The following is a 16,124-nucleotide window of genomic DNA, read 5'->3' on the forward strand; positions in this document are numbered from 1 at the left end:
TCCGGACGTGACTGCGTCACATTCAGATCAGGCTGTGCGAAATCGGCTCAACCGGTATGGGCTGAGATCCAAAGACGGAGGTTGGTTCAGAGCCAAGTCTCTGATTGCCTGCGCGGTGACAGCAGCCTGTGTCAGCCCCAGATGATGGTGCCCTAACGCCAGCATGACCTGCTGTTTGGGCCCGACAGCATCGATAATTGGCAGTGAATCTGGCAGTGACGGCCGAAACCCCATCCACGGCGTCGAACCGGCCAGATCCAGCGGGTGTTCAAACAAGCTGTCACCCAGTTCAGCCAAACGGTGAGCACGTTCCATGTTGGCAGGACGCTCCAGTCCAGCAAACTCCACGGTGCCCGCCAGGCGCAAGCCATCGGCCATAGGCGTCATAATGAAGCGGCGCTCCGCTGAGGTCACCGCCACCGGAATACGGTGCGATTCATTAGGCAGCATCAGGTGATAGCCGCGCTCGGTATCCAGCGGAATATCCGTATCAGTCAGCTTGAAAACCAGCGAGCGGCTGTGCGCACCAGCGGCAATCAATACCCGTGGAACGGTCACAGTGCCGCGAGAGGTATGCAGCTCAACGCCATCCTCGGTCAGGCAACCACCCTGAACGTCGAGCTGACGACATTCCGTGCCGAGCGCCACGGCAGCATCCACCAGTGACTCCACCAATTTCAGCGGATCAATCACATGGCTGGTTTCCGGAAATTCCAGCGCCCCCAGCACCGTTTTCGCCAGCCCCGGTACTTTTCGATGTACCTCAACCTGTGAAAGCGGCGTCACGACCACACCGTTTTGCGCCAACGTCTTCGCAAACTGGTGCAATGCCTGACCGGTTTTCTCCTGTTCAAAGACCAACAGTGATCCCTGGTGATGCATCAGGTCAGCCGCGTCAATGTCACCAAGCAGCGCTTTCCACGCATCAAGGCTGGCTTGGTTAAGCTGTATCAGGCCATGCTGGCTACGAGCCTGAGCTCCGGCACGCATATTGCTGATTAGCCGGAGCATCCAGGGAAGCAGACGCGGCAGATAACGCCAGTCAATCCGGAGCGGGCCAACCGGGTCGAGTAACATGCTCGGGATCTGCGTCAGGATCGCCGGGTTCGCCAGCGGCGTGATTTGCTCGGTCGCAATGTGCCCGGCATTACCGTATGACGCCCCTTGTCCCGGCGCTTCTTTATCCAGCAGCAACACCTTCAGTCCGGCCTGCTGGAGGCGGTACGCGCAGGCACAACCGATAACGCCGGCCCCGATAATCGCAATGTCGTGATCCATCTTTTCCATTTGTGATCTCATTCCATTAATTTTGCGAGCATGTATATTGTATACAATATACACTAGAGAGGTGTTGTTAATTCAGCCAGCGCTTTAAAGCTGTTTTGTGATCGGGATCGATCCGGCGCTGAATCGCCGACTTTCGGCTACACTTTATAACTGCGTAATTTCAAGGAGATAGAAGTAATGCGTGAAGGAACGTTTTTTTGTATTGATGCACATACTTGCGGGAATCCGGTTCGCTTGGTGGCCGGTGGCTATCCGAGCCTGAACGGGAAAACAATGAGTGAGAAGCGGCAGGATTTTCTGGAACACCATGACTGGATTCGCCGCGCCCTGATGTTTGAACCACGCGGCCACTCAATGATGTCCGGCTCGATTCTCTACCCGCCGTGCAGCGACAATGCGGATGCGTCAGTCCTGTTCATTGAAACCAGCGGTTGCCTGCCAATGTGCGGACATGGCACGATCGGCACGGTCACCAGTGCGATCGAGCATGGCGTTATCCAACCCAAAAATCCGGGCACCTTGATCCTTGATGTACCGGCAGGACAAATCCGGATCGAGTATCAGCAAAACGGCAATAAAGTTGAGAAAGTACGGATCTTCAATATTGCGAGCTACCTCGCCCACCGTGATGTGGTGATCGAGGTCGAAGGACTGGGTGAGCTGACGGTGGATGTTTCCTACGGCGGTAATTACTACACAATTATTGAGCCGCAGAAAAACTTCCCTGGCCTGGAGCATTTCACTGCCGATCAGGTTCTGCACTACTCCCCCAAAGTGCGGGATGCCATTAATCAGGTTGTAGACTGTGTGCATCCGGATGACCCGACGGTGCGCGGTGCCAGCCATGTGCTGTGGACGGGGACGCCAACCCAGCCGGGTGCCCATGCCCGTAACGCAGTGTTCTACGGTGATCGCGCGATTGACCGTTCCCCTTGCGGTACCGGTACCAGTGCCCGTATGGCTCAATGGGTTGCCCGTGGCCGCCTGGGTGTCGGCGATGATTTCGTGCATGAGAGCATCATTGGCAGCCTGTTTGAGGGTCGTGTAGAATCCCTGGCAAAGGTAGGGGATTACGATGCCATCATGCCAAGTATTCAGGGCTGGGCTAGAGTAACCGGCCATAACACGATCTGGGTCGACAGCGAAGATCCCTATGCGTATGGCTTTGAAGTAAAGTAAAATAAAACCGGCCGCTGTCATGGCGGCCGGTCTGAATAATGATAAAAGGAGTTACCTTGCAGCCCAAAACACGTACCCAATATGTTGCTGATGCGATCCGAGGCAAGATCCTGCGGGGTGAAATCAAAGGGGGTGATCCCCTGCGTCAGGACGCACTGGCAAAAGAATTTGATGTAAGCCGTATTCCTGTACGTGAAGCCCTGCTTACCCTGGAATCTGAAGGTCTTCTTGAGTTTCGTGCTCACAAAGGCGCTTTTGCGACTGAGCTGTCAGCAGACAAGATTCGTGAACTGTTTGAACTGCGGGTGCTGCTGGAATGCCACATGCTGGCGCATGCGATCCCACTGATGACAGATGCAGATCTCGATGCCGCTGAGGCGATCTTGCAAGAATATGAAGAAATCTTAAATACCGGCAGCCGGGTTGATCACTGGAGCAACTACAACTTTGCTTTCCATAAAGCCCTGTACACCCCGGCAAACCGCCCGGAAACCTTGCAGCTGATTACTCAGCTTAATACCCAATCAGATCGCTATATCCGCATCCAGCTACTGCACACCGCCGGGGTGGCCAAAGCAGAATCAGAGCACCGCGAACTACTGACTCTGTGCCGCGAGCGCAACATTGCTGCCGCCTGCGATTTGCTAAAGCGTCACATTGATGTGTCTGCCGAAGACATCATCGGCCTGCTGTCCAAGCAAAAATAAACAATAACAAAGCCAGCAGATTTGCTGGCTTCATTACCTGATTCACAACCTGATTTACACCGCGCGCATTTCGTTGTCTGCCACCTTAACAACACCCATTCGTGACAGACTCACCGCACGCGGGTTCAGACTGACAACACTTGTGTCAGATACTGCTGCCAGTCTGCCGGACGCCGATAAAATTGGTTCAGCGGCAGCTTTTTCCAACGGCCGTGTTCACGTTCAATCATCAGAGTCGGGAATCCACCTACCTGGTGTGTCTGCATCAAGGAGTGGCTCTGGCTAATCACTGAAGTCAGTACCTGATCGGCTCTGGCCATTTGCTGTAGCCAACTGTCAGAGGGTGCCCCCATCGCAACGGCAATGGCCAGCAACGTTTCCAGTTCATTCACATTGCGACCCTGCTGATAATGGGCGCTCTGAATCGCTTTCAGCATCGCAAATGTGTCCAGTCCCATGTCTTTTGCCACCAGCAACGCTCGGGTCGGTAAGTAGGAATCCAGCACGACCGGCTCAGCACTTTGCAGACGATTTAAATAACGGTCACCAAAAACCTGTCCGGTTTCCTGCCCAATACGCTGATCGCTCTGAATAATATGCTGGCGCATGCCGGTTTCTAACAGCCGGTTGTCGAGCATGCCACCGGGATGGTAGTGCAGTTCAATGCCCGGATGCGCCGCCACTACCTCCAGCAGTGGCGTGGCACCGTAACACCAGCCGCACATAGGGTCATAAAAATAATGTGCCTTTACCATTTCATCTCTCCCATGTGCACTTTGGCACCAATGCTCAGTGCCATCGGCAGCGCGGCATCCGGATACTGTGCTGTCATTTTACTGATCAGCGCGTCGCTGTTTTTGCTTGCCTGTTTTTCCGCTTTAAAAGCTTGTAAGTAACGCAGAGAAAAACCAATGGTGTCGGCATTTAGCTTGGTGCCGGCTTTCATGTGACCCGGAATCACGATGTTCGGTTGCAGCGCCTGAATGTCTTGTAGCTGCTCAGCCCAGGCACGTTGCATGGCATCGGTCTGTGCATCAGCCATCCACAGGTGAACGTTGCCATAAACGGCCACATTGCCTAATACTGCCTTGCTGGATGGAATCCACAGGTATGGACGGTGGTCCAGTTCACCTTTCTGGCTATGAATTTCCACTTTGTAGCCGTCTACCGTTAAGGTATTACCGGTAAACGCCGTCAGCGTCACCGGATGAACTGGCGCATTGGCTCCCATCTTCGGTCCCCAGTAAGCCAGCTTACCGGCCAGGTTTTCTTCAATCGCTTTTTTCACGCCCGGCGTGGTCAGGATTTGCGCTTCCGGAAACAGTTCATGCAGCACTTCAGCTCCGAAGTAATAATCCGGATCAGCCTGACTGATAAAAATCGTTTTCAGCTCTTTACCGGAATCCAGCACCTTGGCGGCAATACGCATTGCATCGGCTTTGGTAAACCCAGTGTCCACCACCATGGCTTCGTGCTCACCATATACCAGGGTTGAGTTCACATGGAAACTGTTGCCATCTGCGTTATACACGTCCAGCGTCAGTGGCGTGCTGGCATTCGCTGTAGAAGAAACCGCCAGTAGCAGTGAGGTAGCAAGTAGAGTGGGCTTGATCATGTCTGTCTCCGAAAAAGTCTGTCGATTGTTATTCGATAAAGGATGAAGATTGTCTTTAAGGTACGAAGGAGATAATAGAGATTTGATCTGTTCGGAAAAACGCCCAATAATGAGCATGATTATTTCATAAAACGAGCAAATAAATGGACCGACTCACCGCCGCCAAAGTATTTGTCGACGTGGCTTATTCCGGCAGTTTTACCGCGACCGCTGATCGGCTGGAGATGTCACGTCCCATGGTGACGCGTTATATCGAAACCATGGAAGACTGGCTGCAGACCCGCTTGCTGCACCGTACAACCCGTAAGATTTCGCTCACGACCGCCGGGGAGCGCTGCCTGGCAGAGGTCGAGCTGTGGTTACACGCAGCCGAGTCACTGACGTTCGTTTCCCGCGACTCTGGTGCACTGAGCGGGAAAATACGGCTGGCAGCGAGTATGTCATTCAGCCATTCCCAGCTTATTCCGGCCATTACCGGCTTTATGGCCGAGCACCCGAAAGTGGAAATTGACATTGATTTGCAGGACACCACCTCGGATCTGATTGCCGAGCGGATCGATCTGGCGATTCGAATTGCGGCCAACCCCGATCCGTCACTCATTGGCAAACCCATTGGCCGCTGTGCGTCAGTATTGGTTGCCTCTCCCGCTTATCTGGCGGCTTCACCAGCAGTGGTCAGCCCGGAAGATCTCGCCCAACAGCGTTGCCTCGGCTATAAAAACTTTGAGCAGCATGTCTGGCATCTGAAGCGCGGCGATGAACATACTTCAGTAAATGTGCAGTGTCAGTTAACGGCCAATGAAGCGACGACCCTGCTGGAAGCCGCTCGGCACGGTGCAGGCATTGCCATGCAACCGACTTATCTGGCTAACAGTCTGATTCAACAAGGTCACCTGACGGCTGTGTTGCCCGAGTGGCAACCAAACGACATGGCCATCTATGCCTTGTACCCGTCCAGAAAACACCTGTCCCCCACAGTCCGTGCGTTGATTGATTATCTGGACGCCTATTTTCAGGTAAGTCGGTGGTAGAACATTTCGTTCATCATGAGGAGCCAGGAACCTGTAGCCTGGCGTCTGTAGCTGAATTGGGCATTGTCAGCACGTCACTGGGCAGAACAACGAGACACAGAGCACGCAAAGCAGCCCGTCGCGCATGAAGATGTGTTGATACAAGCATTATTAGCAGAAAGATTGGGCGGTGAGTACCGCATATTCGGCGGGCTGTGTGTCTGTAAACATCATTTTCAGCACATCATCGCTTATTGCCGACGGGTGCTATGATTTTCATTTTGCATATGAAATATTCCTTTGATTAGCAACGTTAAAGGAATAACCATGTTAGACAGAATTACCCAACTCTTTCCGGTCTGGGCCGTCGCGTTTTCAGCGCTGGCTTTCTTTCAGCCAACCTTGTTTGTTGATCTGAAAAGTCAGATCGTCCCGCTACTTACCATCATTATGCTGGCCATGGGGGTCACACTGGCACCCCGTGATTTTGCCAATGTCGTGAAGAAAAAAGCCGCCGTTGGTATTGGTGTTGTGTTGCAGTTTGTCATCATGCCGCTGGCAGCACTGCTGATCAGTTACTTGCTGGATCTGAGCACAGAATTGACCGTTGGTATGGTGCTGGTAGGCAGCGTTGCCGGCGGCACCGCGTCAAACGTTATGGCGTTTCTGGCCAAAGGGGATGTGGCTCTGTCCATTTCCATGACAGCATTATCGACACTCATTGGCGTGGTACTGACTCCACTTCTGGTCGCGCTGTTGGTTGGCCAGACGGTCGACGTACCTGTAGGTGCCATGCTGCTGAGTCTGGTAAAAATCGTGTTGTTACCGGTTGCCATCGGGCTACTGTTCAACACGCTCGCCCGCAAACAGGTCGAAAAAATTCACGCCGTCCTGCCGCTGATTTCCATGGTCGCGATTGTGCTGATTATCGCTACTGTGGTCGCACTGAATGCCGATAACCTGAGTAAAATTGGGCCGTTAGCCGCCGTTGCAGTTGTTTTACACAACAGTATTGGCCTCATTGCCGGTTACCTCTGCTGCCGTCTGATGCGTTTTGACCGGGCGGTATGTCGCACCGTCGCACTGGAAGTCGGACTACAGAACTCCGGCCTCGCCACTGCACTGGCAATGAAGTTCTTCACACCGGCTTCTGCAGTACCCGGAACGATTTTCTCTGTCTGGCACAATATCTCAGGCTCTTTGCTGGCTGGATACTGGGCAAAGCGTCAGGATACCCCGGAGAAACCGGCCCGCTCAGCGGCATAATAGTAAGCACGCCATTCAGCCAGCTTCCGGAAGTCACTCGCTGAAAGCAGAAAAACAGGGAACGCAAATTGCGTTCCCTGTTTGCTTTTTTGTTCGTCGCCCTATCCTCTCACGAACTGACCAGTGCGGGTCAGCGCCCGCTTACCGCAGGCTGACTGCTCGCGTTCAGCTCTATGATCTAATCTAAGCTCTAAGCTCTAAACTCTAAGCTCTAAGCTCTAAGCTCTAAGCATTAAGTGGATATTTGAAGTTAGCGAACCCGTCATCGGCAAACACTGTGGTGCCATTGATGCAGTTAGCCGCATCAGAAGCCAGAAAGGCAAAAACGTCAGCAATTTCTTCAGGTTGAGTGAATTCGTCGCGCATCTGTTCTTTGCGGATATGTTCCCACAGACCAAACTCTTTGTACTGACGTAACATTGGCGTATCCACTCGACCCGGCGCGACCGCAACAACCCGGATACCGTGTGGAGCCAGCTCCAGTGCCGCACATTTTGTCATCATATCAACGGCGGCTTTACTGACGTTGTAGGTGAACGTCATTTCCGCCGCCATAGTGCCATACACAGATGAGGTATTCAGAATGACGCCTCGCTTTGATAACGCAGTAAATTTGCGCCCGCCAGCAAGGATCCCGTGGTAAACCCCTTTCTGATTCACCTGGGTGATCAAATCAAAATCTTTTTCCGGATCATGTTCCAACAGATTTTTTGCCATCCCGATACCGGCGTTATTGACCACCACATCCAGAGTGCCAAATTCGGCAACGGCAAAGTCCAGCATGGCTTCGACTTGTTGATAGTCCGTCACATCGGCGGCGAACCCTCTCACTGCCGCACCAAAATCACCGGCAACCTGATTGACCTTTTCCTGATCCATATCGACCAACACCACGTTGGCACCTTGCGCCACAAACTTTTGTACGATGGTGTAGCCAATACCGCCACAAGCGCCAGTAACGACCGCGACTTTTTCCTTCAAACTCATAATGATGTCCTTTCTATGTTCACGTCGGATGAATAGCTGTAACAATGTAATTTATTTGTTTTTACATTGTTAATACTCACCATAGAAAGCTGAACTTGCGCTGAACGGAAAAATATAAACAGGTGTTTAATTTATTGGCTGACAGCTAAATTACTCGCCAGATTTATCGGCAGGATGGCTAGGTCAATACGCTGACGCATTGCAGTTTGTTTCGCAAAGTAGCAAGCATTGTTTGAAGTAATAACTCGGTATCCGACTCCGGTTCATTGAGCCCCATAATCAGAGTCATGAAATACAGCTCCATCATGACCTGAGCCCGGGTCTCATCATAACCCTCTTGTGTTTCAAACAGTCGTTGTTTGAATTCCTCAATTTGCGGATTGAGCTGCTCTTGATGCCAGATCACTTCTTTGAAAATTTCTCGGCTGAACTCACGATGACGGAGATAGTAGCCATATAGGTAGCGGGCATAATGGAGTAATCGCTCTCCCGGTAACTGTTGTTCGTCGCTGGCGGCAGCCTCGGCGATCACCATGTCGACCTGCCGTTCAACCCCGGCTTTAAGCAGGTCGAACTTGGTCGGAAAATGGGAAAACACAGTTCCGGCCGCCACACCAGCGGAGGAGGCAATTTGCCGGGTTGTTGTCTCGGCATAACTTTGCTGTTCAAACAGTTGCCAGGCTTGGGACAAAATTTTATCGCGGGTTTGCTGTTTTTTCGTCGTCACGGTCAGATCCTCTGCTTTGCCATTATTGTACCTGATGACAGGCAGGACGAAACCCCGTCTGGTTCAAGCCTTGTCCCCTCTCATTTCATGAACTTACTCCTGATCAGTCACGACCATGCGGCCAGTATCCATAATTGCTCACAGACCTGTGCAACCCAATCGCTATTAACGCATAAACAGTTATCACCCCATAAACAGTTATCACCCCGTAAACGGTTATCCCCCCATAACATCTCGTTCCTCACAGAGATCACGCATGTCATAAACCTAACACACCTCACAGATGGCCCATTGAAAAATGAGCGTGCTCATTTTATATTAATTGAGCGCGCTCAATTATCAGTTAAAACCTGAACCTAAAAACTTACCTGCACCAGGAGAAAAAGCATGATTAACCTGTTAATGAACATCCGTCAGCCACTCAAATACCTGCTGCTTGCTGTCGGGCGCTACACTATTTACCTTCCGTTTCAAATGCTGTTCAGCTATGTCGTCGGACCGATCCTTGCTGTGATTCTGATGGTGGGCGGGATAGCCGTGTTGATGTTGATTCTGGGATACGAAGACGGGATCAAGGTCTTTCGTCACGAGTGGTGCCAGTCAGGGGCGTTGATATAGGGGGCAGGCACTACAGCCTGAGACCTCAGGAAAAACCAAGGTCTCAGGTTCGCTGTTTATTTACGGACGATGTACCAGTTGTTTTGGATATCGTGCGCCAGTTCATTTTTCACCACCGAACTGAAACCAGCACGCTCCAGGTATTCCCTGGCTTTTTCTTCACCCCACATAGCGCCCAGACCTTCCCCCCCTTGCGCCAGAGAAACAGTCATGCAGTGCATGCAGGAAATGGTGTAAAGGAAAGTGCCAATCGGGTGATCAAGGTTATTATGCACATGGCTGGAGCCTTTAATGTCCTGCATCAGGTAAATGCCGTCAGGTTTCAATGTCCGGCATATCCCCCGAAGCACATTCAGCGGTTTGGCCTGATCATGCACGGCATCAAAGGTAGTGACGAAATCAAACACGTCAGGTTGTGCGCGTTCATCGAAGTTACTCAGATCACTGGTTTCAAACTCAATATTGCGCAGATTCCTGGCTTTTGATTCTGCTCTTGCATAATCGATGGCTTCGCGGGAAAGATCGACCCCCAAAAACTGGCTGGCAGGATACAGCTCCGCTAACCGGTTCATGATCCGACCGCGACCACACCCGACATCCAGTACCTGAATACCACCCGCTAACTGGTCAGCCAGCCCCGGTACCAATGGGACGATATGTGTTTCCAAGTTAGACAGCACCGACTGATTGCTGTCTTCTGCCATCACTTCATGAAAGCGCGGGTATTTTTCATAGGGGACACCGCCGCCTTGCTTGAAGCAGTCCACAATATTGTCTTCAACCCCTCCCAGTAATCCGATGTACTGTGCGAAGACGGCCAGATTATCAGCACCGGCGGCACGGGTGACCAATGAGGCATGTTCGGCCGGCAGCCAGAAACGGTTAGTCGCCGGATCGACCTCGACGACCCCGGCGGTTGTCATCGCTCCCAACCATTCCCGCACATAGCGTTCATTCAAACCGGCACGTTCCGCAATGGCCTGCGATGACGCGGGTTGATCCAGTTGACTCATCACATCGAACAGACCGGTTCGGTGACCAATGGAAACCATCAGGCACATTGCACCATTGTTGAGTGCATTCACAAACTGGTCGCCAAAGACTTCTGCTTTCTGGGGGTTAAAGGCAGCATTTGTATTGGTTGTCGCCATGATCGACACCTCCTTCAGCGTCTGATCTGACCGGATGCTTCATGCCTATCGCTATTTCAAAGGCATGACACGGGAACTTGAAATGCAGGGTAAAGCAGGCTCAGCCAATCAGGCGCATTTTGATGCTTCATTTAGCCTTCATAAAGCATAGGGGTGATGCCGTTCGTCCCTTCTAACAAAAAAGGATAAATACGATTTAGTTATTACCAGCCTTACTAACCCACGCAGATAACCACGTTGGGCTTCATGACACCAGATTCAGCGAAGATACTGGCAGAAACAGGACGAAACAGGACGAAATGATCCAGCAACGGCTTATTCAAAAGACAAAACAACCTGCCGACAAGCAGGTTGTTTTGAAGGTAAATGACACTCAGCGCCGCTATGCACCCAACATCATCTTGCGCCAGCTAACTGACCCGATTTCATTCAATCCCAGTCAGGCGCAAAGTCCGGATTCGCCAGACGATAGTCACGATCTAAGGTCGCCATGCTGGCCATATCCTCCGCATCCAGTGTCAGGGTTGCAGCAGCCAGATTGCTTTCCAGATTAGCCGCTTTGGTCGACGACGGGATCGTGACAAAGTCATTCTGACGCATCCAGGCCAGCACAACCTGCGCAGCGGTCGCTGTGTGTTTTGCCGCAATATTCTGAATCACGGCATCTTTCAGTACGTCACCATAAGCAAACGGCATGTAGCCAGTCACCGTCACACCATGCGTTCGGCAGCAGGCGACGACCTTACGGTTTTGCAGGTAAGGATGCACCTCAACCTGATTAGTCAGGATCTCCCCCTCCCCCAGAATGGCGATCGCCTGCTCCAACTGGGCATTGGTAAAGTTCGAGACACCAATATGTTTGACTAATCCCTTATCCTTCACCGCTTTCAGCTCAGCCAGATATTCTGCCATCGGCACCGCATCATTTTTCAACGGCCAGTGGATCAACAACAGGTCAATGTACTCTGTTTGCAGCTTTTCCAGGCTCTCTTCGACGCTGGCAGCAAATGTGGCTTTTGCCAGCTTGTCGATCCACACCTTCGTGGTCAGAAAAATAGCGTCACGATCAACGTCGGAATCCTGAATCGCCTGCCCCACTTCCGCTTCATTGCCATAAATTTGCGCGGTATCGATATGGCGATAACCCAGCTCAAGCGCGGTCAGTACTGACTGATACGCCACATCATCTTTCAGACGAAATGTTCCGGCACCCAGCATTGGCATCTGTAACATGTTGTTCCCCTTAACTTCTTCTTTGTCGGTGTAATAATGTATGACTGAAACGGTTGTACGCCTGACGTTCTTCATCGTTAAAGGCATACGCAGCGCTACAAACGTCTTCAGCGTGAGCACTTACTCGGCGTTACAAACAGCGGGCTGGTAACGCGGATAATCAATGTATCCCTCTGCACCACCGCCATAGAGGCTCAGCCGGGCATCGGCATCAAACTCCGCCAACGGCCAGCTATAGCGGAAACGCGCCACCAGATCCGGGTTGGTGACAAATGGCGTCCCGAAGGCCACCAGATCAGCGTACTGCTTCACCAGCAACTGTTGCGCACTTTCTTTGCTCTGTTTACCTGCCACCATCACCGGGTTCGGATAAACGGCACGCACTTGCTGTCGGTAGGACTCCGGCACATCGGTGTACCGCGAGATATTTTCCGAAAAGTGAACATACGCGAGATTCATTGGTGCCATTTTTTCCAGCGCGTTGAGGATGACATCGGCAATTTCCGGATCGTCATCTCCGAAGCCTTCATAAACATGCGGAGACACCCGAACCGCCACATGCTGGCCGCCAATCGCATCACTGACCGCCTGCAGGGTATTAACCAAAAACCGCATCCGGTTGTCTTGGCTGCCACCGTACTCATCGGTTCGTTGGTTGCTGGCCATACGCAGGAACTGATCAAACAAATACCCGTGTGCAGCATGAATTTCTACGCCATCAAAACCGGCCGCCATGGCGTTTTCTGCCGCCAGCACAAAGTCATCTATGGTCTGCTCGATATCTTCACGCGTCATCGCCCGTGGCTCGCTGGTTTCCACCATGCCAAAGCCACCTTCCGGTAATGGGCCGAAAACCTGATCCGGCTCTTTGATGGCCGATGCTGAAACCGGCTGCTCGCCTGCAATATCGTGATGACTACGGCGTCCTACGTGCCATAGCTGAATAAAGATTTTGCTGCCTGCGTCATGGACAGCCTGAGTCACTTTCCGCCAGCCGTCGATATGCGCCTGGGTGTAAATACCCGGCGTTAAGGAATAGCCTCGGGCTACCGGCGAAATCGGCGCGCCTTCGGTAATGATCAGTCCGGCATCGGCGCGCTGTTGATAGTAGGTGGCCATCATTTCGTTCGGCACGTCACCCGGCTGCGTAGTACGGGAGCGAGTCATCGGTGCCATCACAATACGGTTGCGCAGTGATAACCCGTTGCCATTAAAAGATTCAAATAGCATGTTGTTTTTCCTTTGTTCCCGTTTCACTCACTGACTGGCTGACTCACCATAAACCGGGTAATCAATCAGCCCTTTTTCACCACCGCCGAATAAGGTAGTCGGGTCATGCTCTGCCATCGGGTAGCCATGCAGCAGACGGGCGGGCAGATCCGGGTTCGCGACAAACGGGCGACCGAAACCAATCATGTCAGCCATCCCCTGTTCGATTGCGGTGTTGGCTTTTGCAGCCTGATCGCGCGGGGTAAAATAACGACCGGCATAAATCAGTACCCCGTCAAACACTTCACGTACTGCTTGTTTGAACGTTACCGGTGTATCCGGCGCATCGTCCCAGTCCACTTCTGCAATGTGCAGGTACACAATGCGATGACGATTCAACCGTGCCGCTGCGGCGGTATACGTCGTTTCGGGATCAGCATCCACCGTGCCATTGAGGGTTGTAAACGGCGCCAGACGCACCCCCACACGCTCAGCGCCAATGGCATCCACCAGCGCACCCACGACTTCATCGAGAAAACGCAGGCGATTTTCCAGGCTGCCGCCGTATTCATCGGTGCGGTGGTTTGATTCAGAATCGATAAACTGATTGACCAGGTATCCGTTGGCCGCATGCAGTTCGATGCCATCAAAACCGGCTTCGATAGCATTGAGCGCCGCCTGACGGTATTCCGCAATGACCTGCGCAATATCAGCTTTCGTCATGGCTCGGGGCTCCACCACATCGACAAAGCCCGGAGCATCAGTGCCGTTATCAATAAACACTTTGACGTTCTCGGCTTTTACCGCCGAAGCAGAAATCGGCTGATGCCCACCAATGTTGTCTGGGTGCGTCACCCGACCGACATGCCAGAGCTGAGCAAAAATGGCGCCGCCTTCACGATGAACAGCAGCCGTTACTTTTTGCCAGCCGGCAATCTGCGCCGGGCTATAAATACCCGGCGTCCAGGCGTAGCCTTTCCCCATGGGCGAAATCTGGGTGCCTTCTGAAACAATTAACCCGGCACTGGCGCGCTGCGCGTAGTAAGTGGCCATCAGATCATTTGCGACATCGCCCGGCTGACTGGCGCGAGAGCGCGTCATTGGCGGCATCACGATGCGGTTTTTTAACGTCAGGTTACCGAGCGTAATAGGTTGGAAGAGTGATGTGCTCATTGATTCTGTCCTCAGTAGGAATTGAGGGCATAGTAACAAGTGGCACGCTGGATATTGAGCGCAGTTATCACAAATGATTTTTGTGATAACTGCAATAATCGCTACAGCGACAGACGTGGCTGGATGAACTCAATAAAGGCAGAGATGCGTCTCGCGACCGAGGAAGATTTGTAATAGACGGCATTGATTTGCTCGCGCCCGGTATTGCCGGTTTTGATCGATTCGAACAACGGGATCAGCCGCCCTTGCTCAATGTCTTTTTTCACCATAAACCCCGACAGACAGGCAATACCATTGCCTGCCAGTGTCAGTTGCCTTACCAGTTCACCGTTGCTGACAGCAATGGTCGGCTCAATTTCCACCCCACCCGGCAGCGGCCATCGGTTCAGATTTTTCGGGCTATTAAAGCCAATTAAGTCATGCCCTTCCAGCTCATCGGGATGATGCAGGCAACCGCGGCGGGACACATATTCCGGTGAGGTCACGATATAGAGTTCGCTTTTACCAATAGGCCGGGCATGCAGGGTGGAATCAGTCAGCTGACCGATCCGAATTGCGACATCAGTTTGTTTTTCCAGCAGGTCAACAAACCCTTCATTCGAGGTCAGTTCAAGCTGAATATCCGGGTACGCTTCACGAAATGGCTGAATCAGTGGGACCAGCTGGTGAAACAGAAACGGACTGGCGGCATCCACCCGCAACCGGCCTTTGGGCAGTTCACCACGGCTGACGATTTCTTCTTCCGCCTGTTGCAATTGTCGCAGCCCGGCACGCACCGTTTTGACAAACTGGCGGCCTTCATCGGTCAGCTCTACCCGCCGTGTAGTGCGGTTCAACAGTGATACCCCCAGCTGAGATTCAATTTTACTGACGGCCCGGGAAACCCGCGCAATCTGAATATCGAGCACTTCCGCCGCCGCAGAAAAACCGCCACTGTCGACCACCGCAAGAAAAATTTCCAGATCATCCGATCGGGTACGCATGAGAGCTCCAAAACAAAAACAGGATTTTCTCATTTATAGCAAAAGTCAGCCCGGATTCCATCCTTTACAGCGATGACTCGCCCTAGCCGTGCCATCCGCTACAGCGGCTAAAGAAGTGGTTCGACCTTACGGTGATCTTAAGAAAAACACAGAAGTTTTATGACAATGTGTCACAATTTTATGGGGGAGCTGGAGTGATGTCATAATGTTTAAACGGGTTTGCGTTGCCGTACTGCTATCAACAACACCGTTATGGTCAACTGTCGCCTGGTCTTCAGACTATTTCACCGGGGCGCATGGCGACATTGGGGTTATTGCCATCAACGGTAATGGCTTTAAGACACACGGCATGGAACTCAATATCGGGTATGACTTTAATGCCTTCCTCTGCATGAACCTGTCTGTTGCCTATGCCAAAGACGATTTAGCGGTAGATTACCTGGGCACCGGAGCAAATCTCGAAGTCGGGCTGCCGTACCGTTTACACGATGAACTGACGATAAAGCCCTACGTAATGTTCGGCGGAGTGTACAGCGACACCAAACTGACCGAAGAAGTATGTACTAACGGCGAATGTAACTTGATTCGGGAAAACAAGACCGATACCCAGGGAGTATTCGGACTCGGTGGACGCTTCGTTTTCATCAACCACATCAATGTCAATTTCAGCTACCAGTTCTCACAGCTTGATCTTATCAGCCTACGGATCGGACTGAAGTTCTGATACGGTGCAGATAACACGCTGTTCATCCGCAAATTACCCCCGAGACATATTCTCGTTCAACTTAATCTCGTTCAACTTAACCTGGCTCAATACAGTTGAGCTGTCATGCTTAGCTGTAGACGCTCACGCTCGATCTTACCCATTCGCAGTGAGTCACACTTGGCAGGTATCGTCACTCACAACCGGACACAACCGCGTTAGTTCCTGGCTAAATTCGCCTTTCATGGGTTATCTCAGGTATGGAAGGTTGCGACA

General features: G+C 52.1%; 16 protein-coding genes. 6 read left to right on the forward strand and 10 right to left on the reverse strand.

The annotated features are described in order from the left end of the window. Nucleotides 1–27: 27 nt before the first annotated feature. Nucleotides 28–1,287: an NAD(P)/FAD-dependent oxidoreductase gene (locus PGW97_RS22910; protein WP_273859939.1), complete on the reverse strand. Its 1,260-nt coding sequence runs from the start codon at nt 1,285–1,287 to the stop codon at nt 28–30. Between the two features lie 177 nt (nt 1,288–1,464). On the opposite strand from PGW97_RS22910, the gene PGW97_RS22915 reads away from it, so the two are divergent. Both PGW97_RS22915 and PGW97_RS22920 read left to right on the forward strand, forming a co-directional pair. Further along, nucleotides 1,465–2,466 carry a 4-hydroxyproline epimerase gene (locus tag PGW97_RS22915; protein ID WP_273859940.1) on the forward strand — a complete coding sequence of 334 codons (1,002 nt, stop codon included), beginning with the start codon at nt 1,465–1,467 and terminating at the stop codon, nt 2,464–2,466. Between the two features lie 56 nt (nt 2,467–2,522). Continuing rightward, nucleotides 2,523–3,173 carry a GntR family transcriptional regulator gene (locus tag PGW97_RS22920; RefSeq protein ID WP_107193894.1) on the forward strand — a complete coding sequence of 217 codons (651 nt, stop codon included), beginning with the start codon at nt 2,523–2,525 and terminating at the stop codon, nt 3,171–3,173. Nucleotides 3,174–3,298: 125 nt separating this feature from the next. Here the strand turns inward: PGW97_RS22920 and PGW97_RS22925 are convergent, their stop codons facing one another. Further along, nucleotides 3,299–3,928: a DsbA family protein gene (locus PGW97_RS22925; RefSeq protein ID WP_273859941.1), complete on the reverse strand. Its 630-nt coding sequence runs from the start codon at nt 3,926–3,928 to the stop codon at nt 3,299–3,301. Continuing rightward, entirely contained in the window at nt 3,922–4,788 is an 867-nt protein-coding gene (locus tag PGW97_RS22930) for an MBL fold metallo-hydrolase (RefSeq protein WP_273859942.1), read from the reverse strand. The genes PGW97_RS22925 and PGW97_RS22930 overlap by 7 nt, the downstream gene beginning before the upstream one ends. A gap of 143 nt (nt 4,789–4,931) precedes the next feature. Between PGW97_RS22930 and PGW97_RS22935 the strand changes: the two genes are divergently transcribed. Both PGW97_RS22935 and PGW97_RS22940 read left to right on the forward strand, forming a co-directional pair. Then, nucleotides 4,932–5,819, forward strand: coding sequence for a LysR family transcriptional regulator (locus tag PGW97_RS22935; protein ID WP_273859943.1), 888 nt, complete (start codon nt 4,932–4,934; stop codon nt 5,817–5,819). Between the two features lie 306 nt (nt 5,820–6,125). Next, the gene (locus PGW97_RS22940; protein WP_273859944.1) at nt 6,126–7,064 is read left to right on the forward strand and encodes a bile acid:sodium symporter family protein; all 939 of its coding nucleotides are present in this window, start codon (nt 6,126–6,128) and stop codon (nt 7,062–7,064) included. A 225-nt stretch (nt 7,065–7,289) separates the two neighbouring features. Here the strand turns inward: PGW97_RS22940 and PGW97_RS22945 are convergent, their stop codons facing one another. Both PGW97_RS22945 and PGW97_RS22950 read right to left on the reverse strand, forming a co-directional pair. Beyond that, entirely contained in the window at nt 7,290–8,051 is a 762-nt protein-coding gene (locus PGW97_RS22945) for an SDR family NAD(P)-dependent oxidoreductase (RefSeq protein WP_047886238.1), read from the reverse strand. Between the two features lie 178 nt (nt 8,052–8,229). Next, a complete protein-coding gene (locus PGW97_RS22950) occupies nt 8,230–8,778 on the reverse strand; it encodes a TetR/AcrR family transcriptional regulator (protein WP_273859945.1) in 549 nt (182 codons plus the stop codon). A gap of 387 nt (nt 8,779–9,165) precedes the next feature. Here PGW97_RS22950 and PGW97_RS22955 point away from each other — a divergent pair, with 387 nt between their 5' ends. Then, complete coding sequence (locus PGW97_RS22955) at nt 9,166–9,396, forward strand: hypothetical protein (RefSeq protein ID WP_273859946.1); 231 nt, start codon at nt 9,166–9,168, stop codon at nt 9,394–9,396. Between the two features lie 56 nt (nt 9,397–9,452). Here the strand turns inward: PGW97_RS22955 and PGW97_RS22960 are convergent, their stop codons facing one another. From PGW97_RS22960 to PGW97_RS22980, 5 genes are all read right to left on the reverse strand, one after another. After that, complete coding sequence (locus tag PGW97_RS22960) at nt 9,453–10,547, reverse strand: class I SAM-dependent methyltransferase (protein ID WP_273859947.1); 1,095 nt, start codon at nt 10,545–10,547, stop codon at nt 9,453–9,455. 429 nt (nt 10,548–10,976) lie between these two features. Beyond that, on the reverse strand, nt 10,977–11,780 hold the full coding sequence (gene dkgB, locus PGW97_RS22965; RefSeq protein ID WP_273859948.1) for a 2,5-didehydrogluconate reductase DkgB: 804 nt from the start codon (nt 11,778–11,780) through the stop codon (nt 10,977–10,979). Nucleotides 11,781–11,900: 120 nt separating this feature from the next. Continuing rightward, the gene (locus PGW97_RS22970) at nt 11,901–13,010 is read right to left on the reverse strand and encodes an alkene reductase (protein WP_273859949.1); all 1,110 of its coding nucleotides are present in this window, start codon (nt 13,008–13,010) and stop codon (nt 11,901–11,903) included. A 27-nt stretch (nt 13,011–13,037) separates the two neighbouring features. Continuing rightward, entirely contained in the window at nt 13,038–14,162 is a 1,125-nt protein-coding gene (locus PGW97_RS22975; protein ID WP_273859950.1) for an alkene reductase, read from the reverse strand. A 101-nt stretch (nt 14,163–14,263) separates the two neighbouring features. Next, nucleotides 14,264–15,145 (reverse strand): LysR family transcriptional regulator, encoded by an 882-nt coding sequence (locus PGW97_RS22980; protein ID WP_217392344.1) that lies wholly within the window; start codon nt 15,143–15,145, stop codon nt 14,264–14,266. Nucleotides 15,146–15,350: 205 nt separating this feature from the next. On the opposite strand from PGW97_RS22980, the gene PGW97_RS22985 reads away from it, so the two are divergent. After that, nucleotides 15,351–15,869, forward strand: a complete 519-nt coding sequence (locus tag PGW97_RS22985) for an outer membrane beta-barrel protein (RefSeq protein WP_217392345.1) — start codon at nt 15,351–15,353, stop codon at nt 15,867–15,869. Nucleotides 15,870–16,124: the final 255 nt, after the last annotated feature.

The sequence above is a fragment of the Photobacterium sp. GSS17 genome (genome assembly GCF_028621875.1).
In the GTDB taxonomy this organism is placed as follows: domain Bacteria; phylum Pseudomonadota; class Gammaproteobacteria; order Enterobacterales; family Vibrionaceae; genus Photobacterium; species Photobacterium ganghwense.

Excerpts from the sequence above, each read along its gene's own strand:
- PGW97_RS22910 (WP_273859939.1), bottom strand. The coding sequence starts at position 1,287 with ATGGAAAAGATGGATCACGACATTGCGATTATCGGGGCCGGCGTTATC.
- PGW97_RS22915 (WP_273859940.1), top strand. The coding sequence starts at position 1,465 with ATGCGTGAAGGAACGTTTTTTTGTATTGATGCACATACTTGCGGGAAT.
- PGW97_RS22925 (WP_273859941.1), bottom strand. The coding sequence starts at position 3,928 with ATGGTAAAGGCACATTATTTTTATGACCCTATGTGCGGCTGGTGTTAC.
- PGW97_RS22930 (WP_273859942.1), bottom strand. The coding sequence starts at position 4,788 with ATGATCAAGCCCACTCTACTTGCTACCTCACTGCTACTGGCGGTTTCT.
- PGW97_RS22935 (WP_273859943.1), top strand. The coding sequence starts at position 4,932 with ATGGACCGACTCACCGCCGCCAAAGTATTTGTCGACGTGGCTTATTCC.
- PGW97_RS22940 (WP_273859944.1), top strand. The coding sequence starts at position 6,126 with ATGTTAGACAGAATTACCCAACTCTTTCCGGTCTGGGCCGTCGCGTTT.
- PGW97_RS22945 (WP_047886238.1), bottom strand. The coding sequence starts at position 8,051 with ATGAGTTTGAAGGAAAAAGTCGCGGTCGTTACTGGCGCTTGTGGCGGT.
- PGW97_RS22955 (WP_273859946.1), top strand. The coding sequence starts at position 9,166 with ATGATTAACCTGTTAATGAACATCCGTCAGCCACTCAAATACCTGCTG.
- PGW97_RS22960 (WP_273859947.1), bottom strand. The coding sequence starts at position 10,547 with ATGGCGACAACCAATACAAATGCTGCCTTTAACCCCCAGAAAGCAGAA.
- dkgB (WP_273859948.1), bottom strand. The coding sequence starts at position 11,780 with ATGTTACAGATGCCAATGCTGGGTGCCGGAACATTTCGTCTGAAAGAT.
- PGW97_RS22970 (WP_273859949.1), bottom strand. The coding sequence starts at position 13,010 with ATGCTATTTGAATCTTTTAATGGCAACGGGTTATCACTGCGCAACCGT.
- PGW97_RS22975 (WP_273859950.1), bottom strand. The coding sequence starts at position 14,162 with ATGAGCACATCACTCTTCCAACCTATTACGCTCGGTAACCTGACGTTA.
- PGW97_RS22980 (WP_217392344.1), bottom strand. The coding sequence starts at position 15,145 with ATGCGTACCCGATCGGATGATCTGGAAATTTTTCTTGCGGTGGTCGAC.
- PGW97_RS22985 (WP_217392345.1), top strand. The coding sequence starts at position 15,351 with ATGTTTAAACGGGTTTGCGTTGCCGTACTGCTATCAACAACACCGTTA.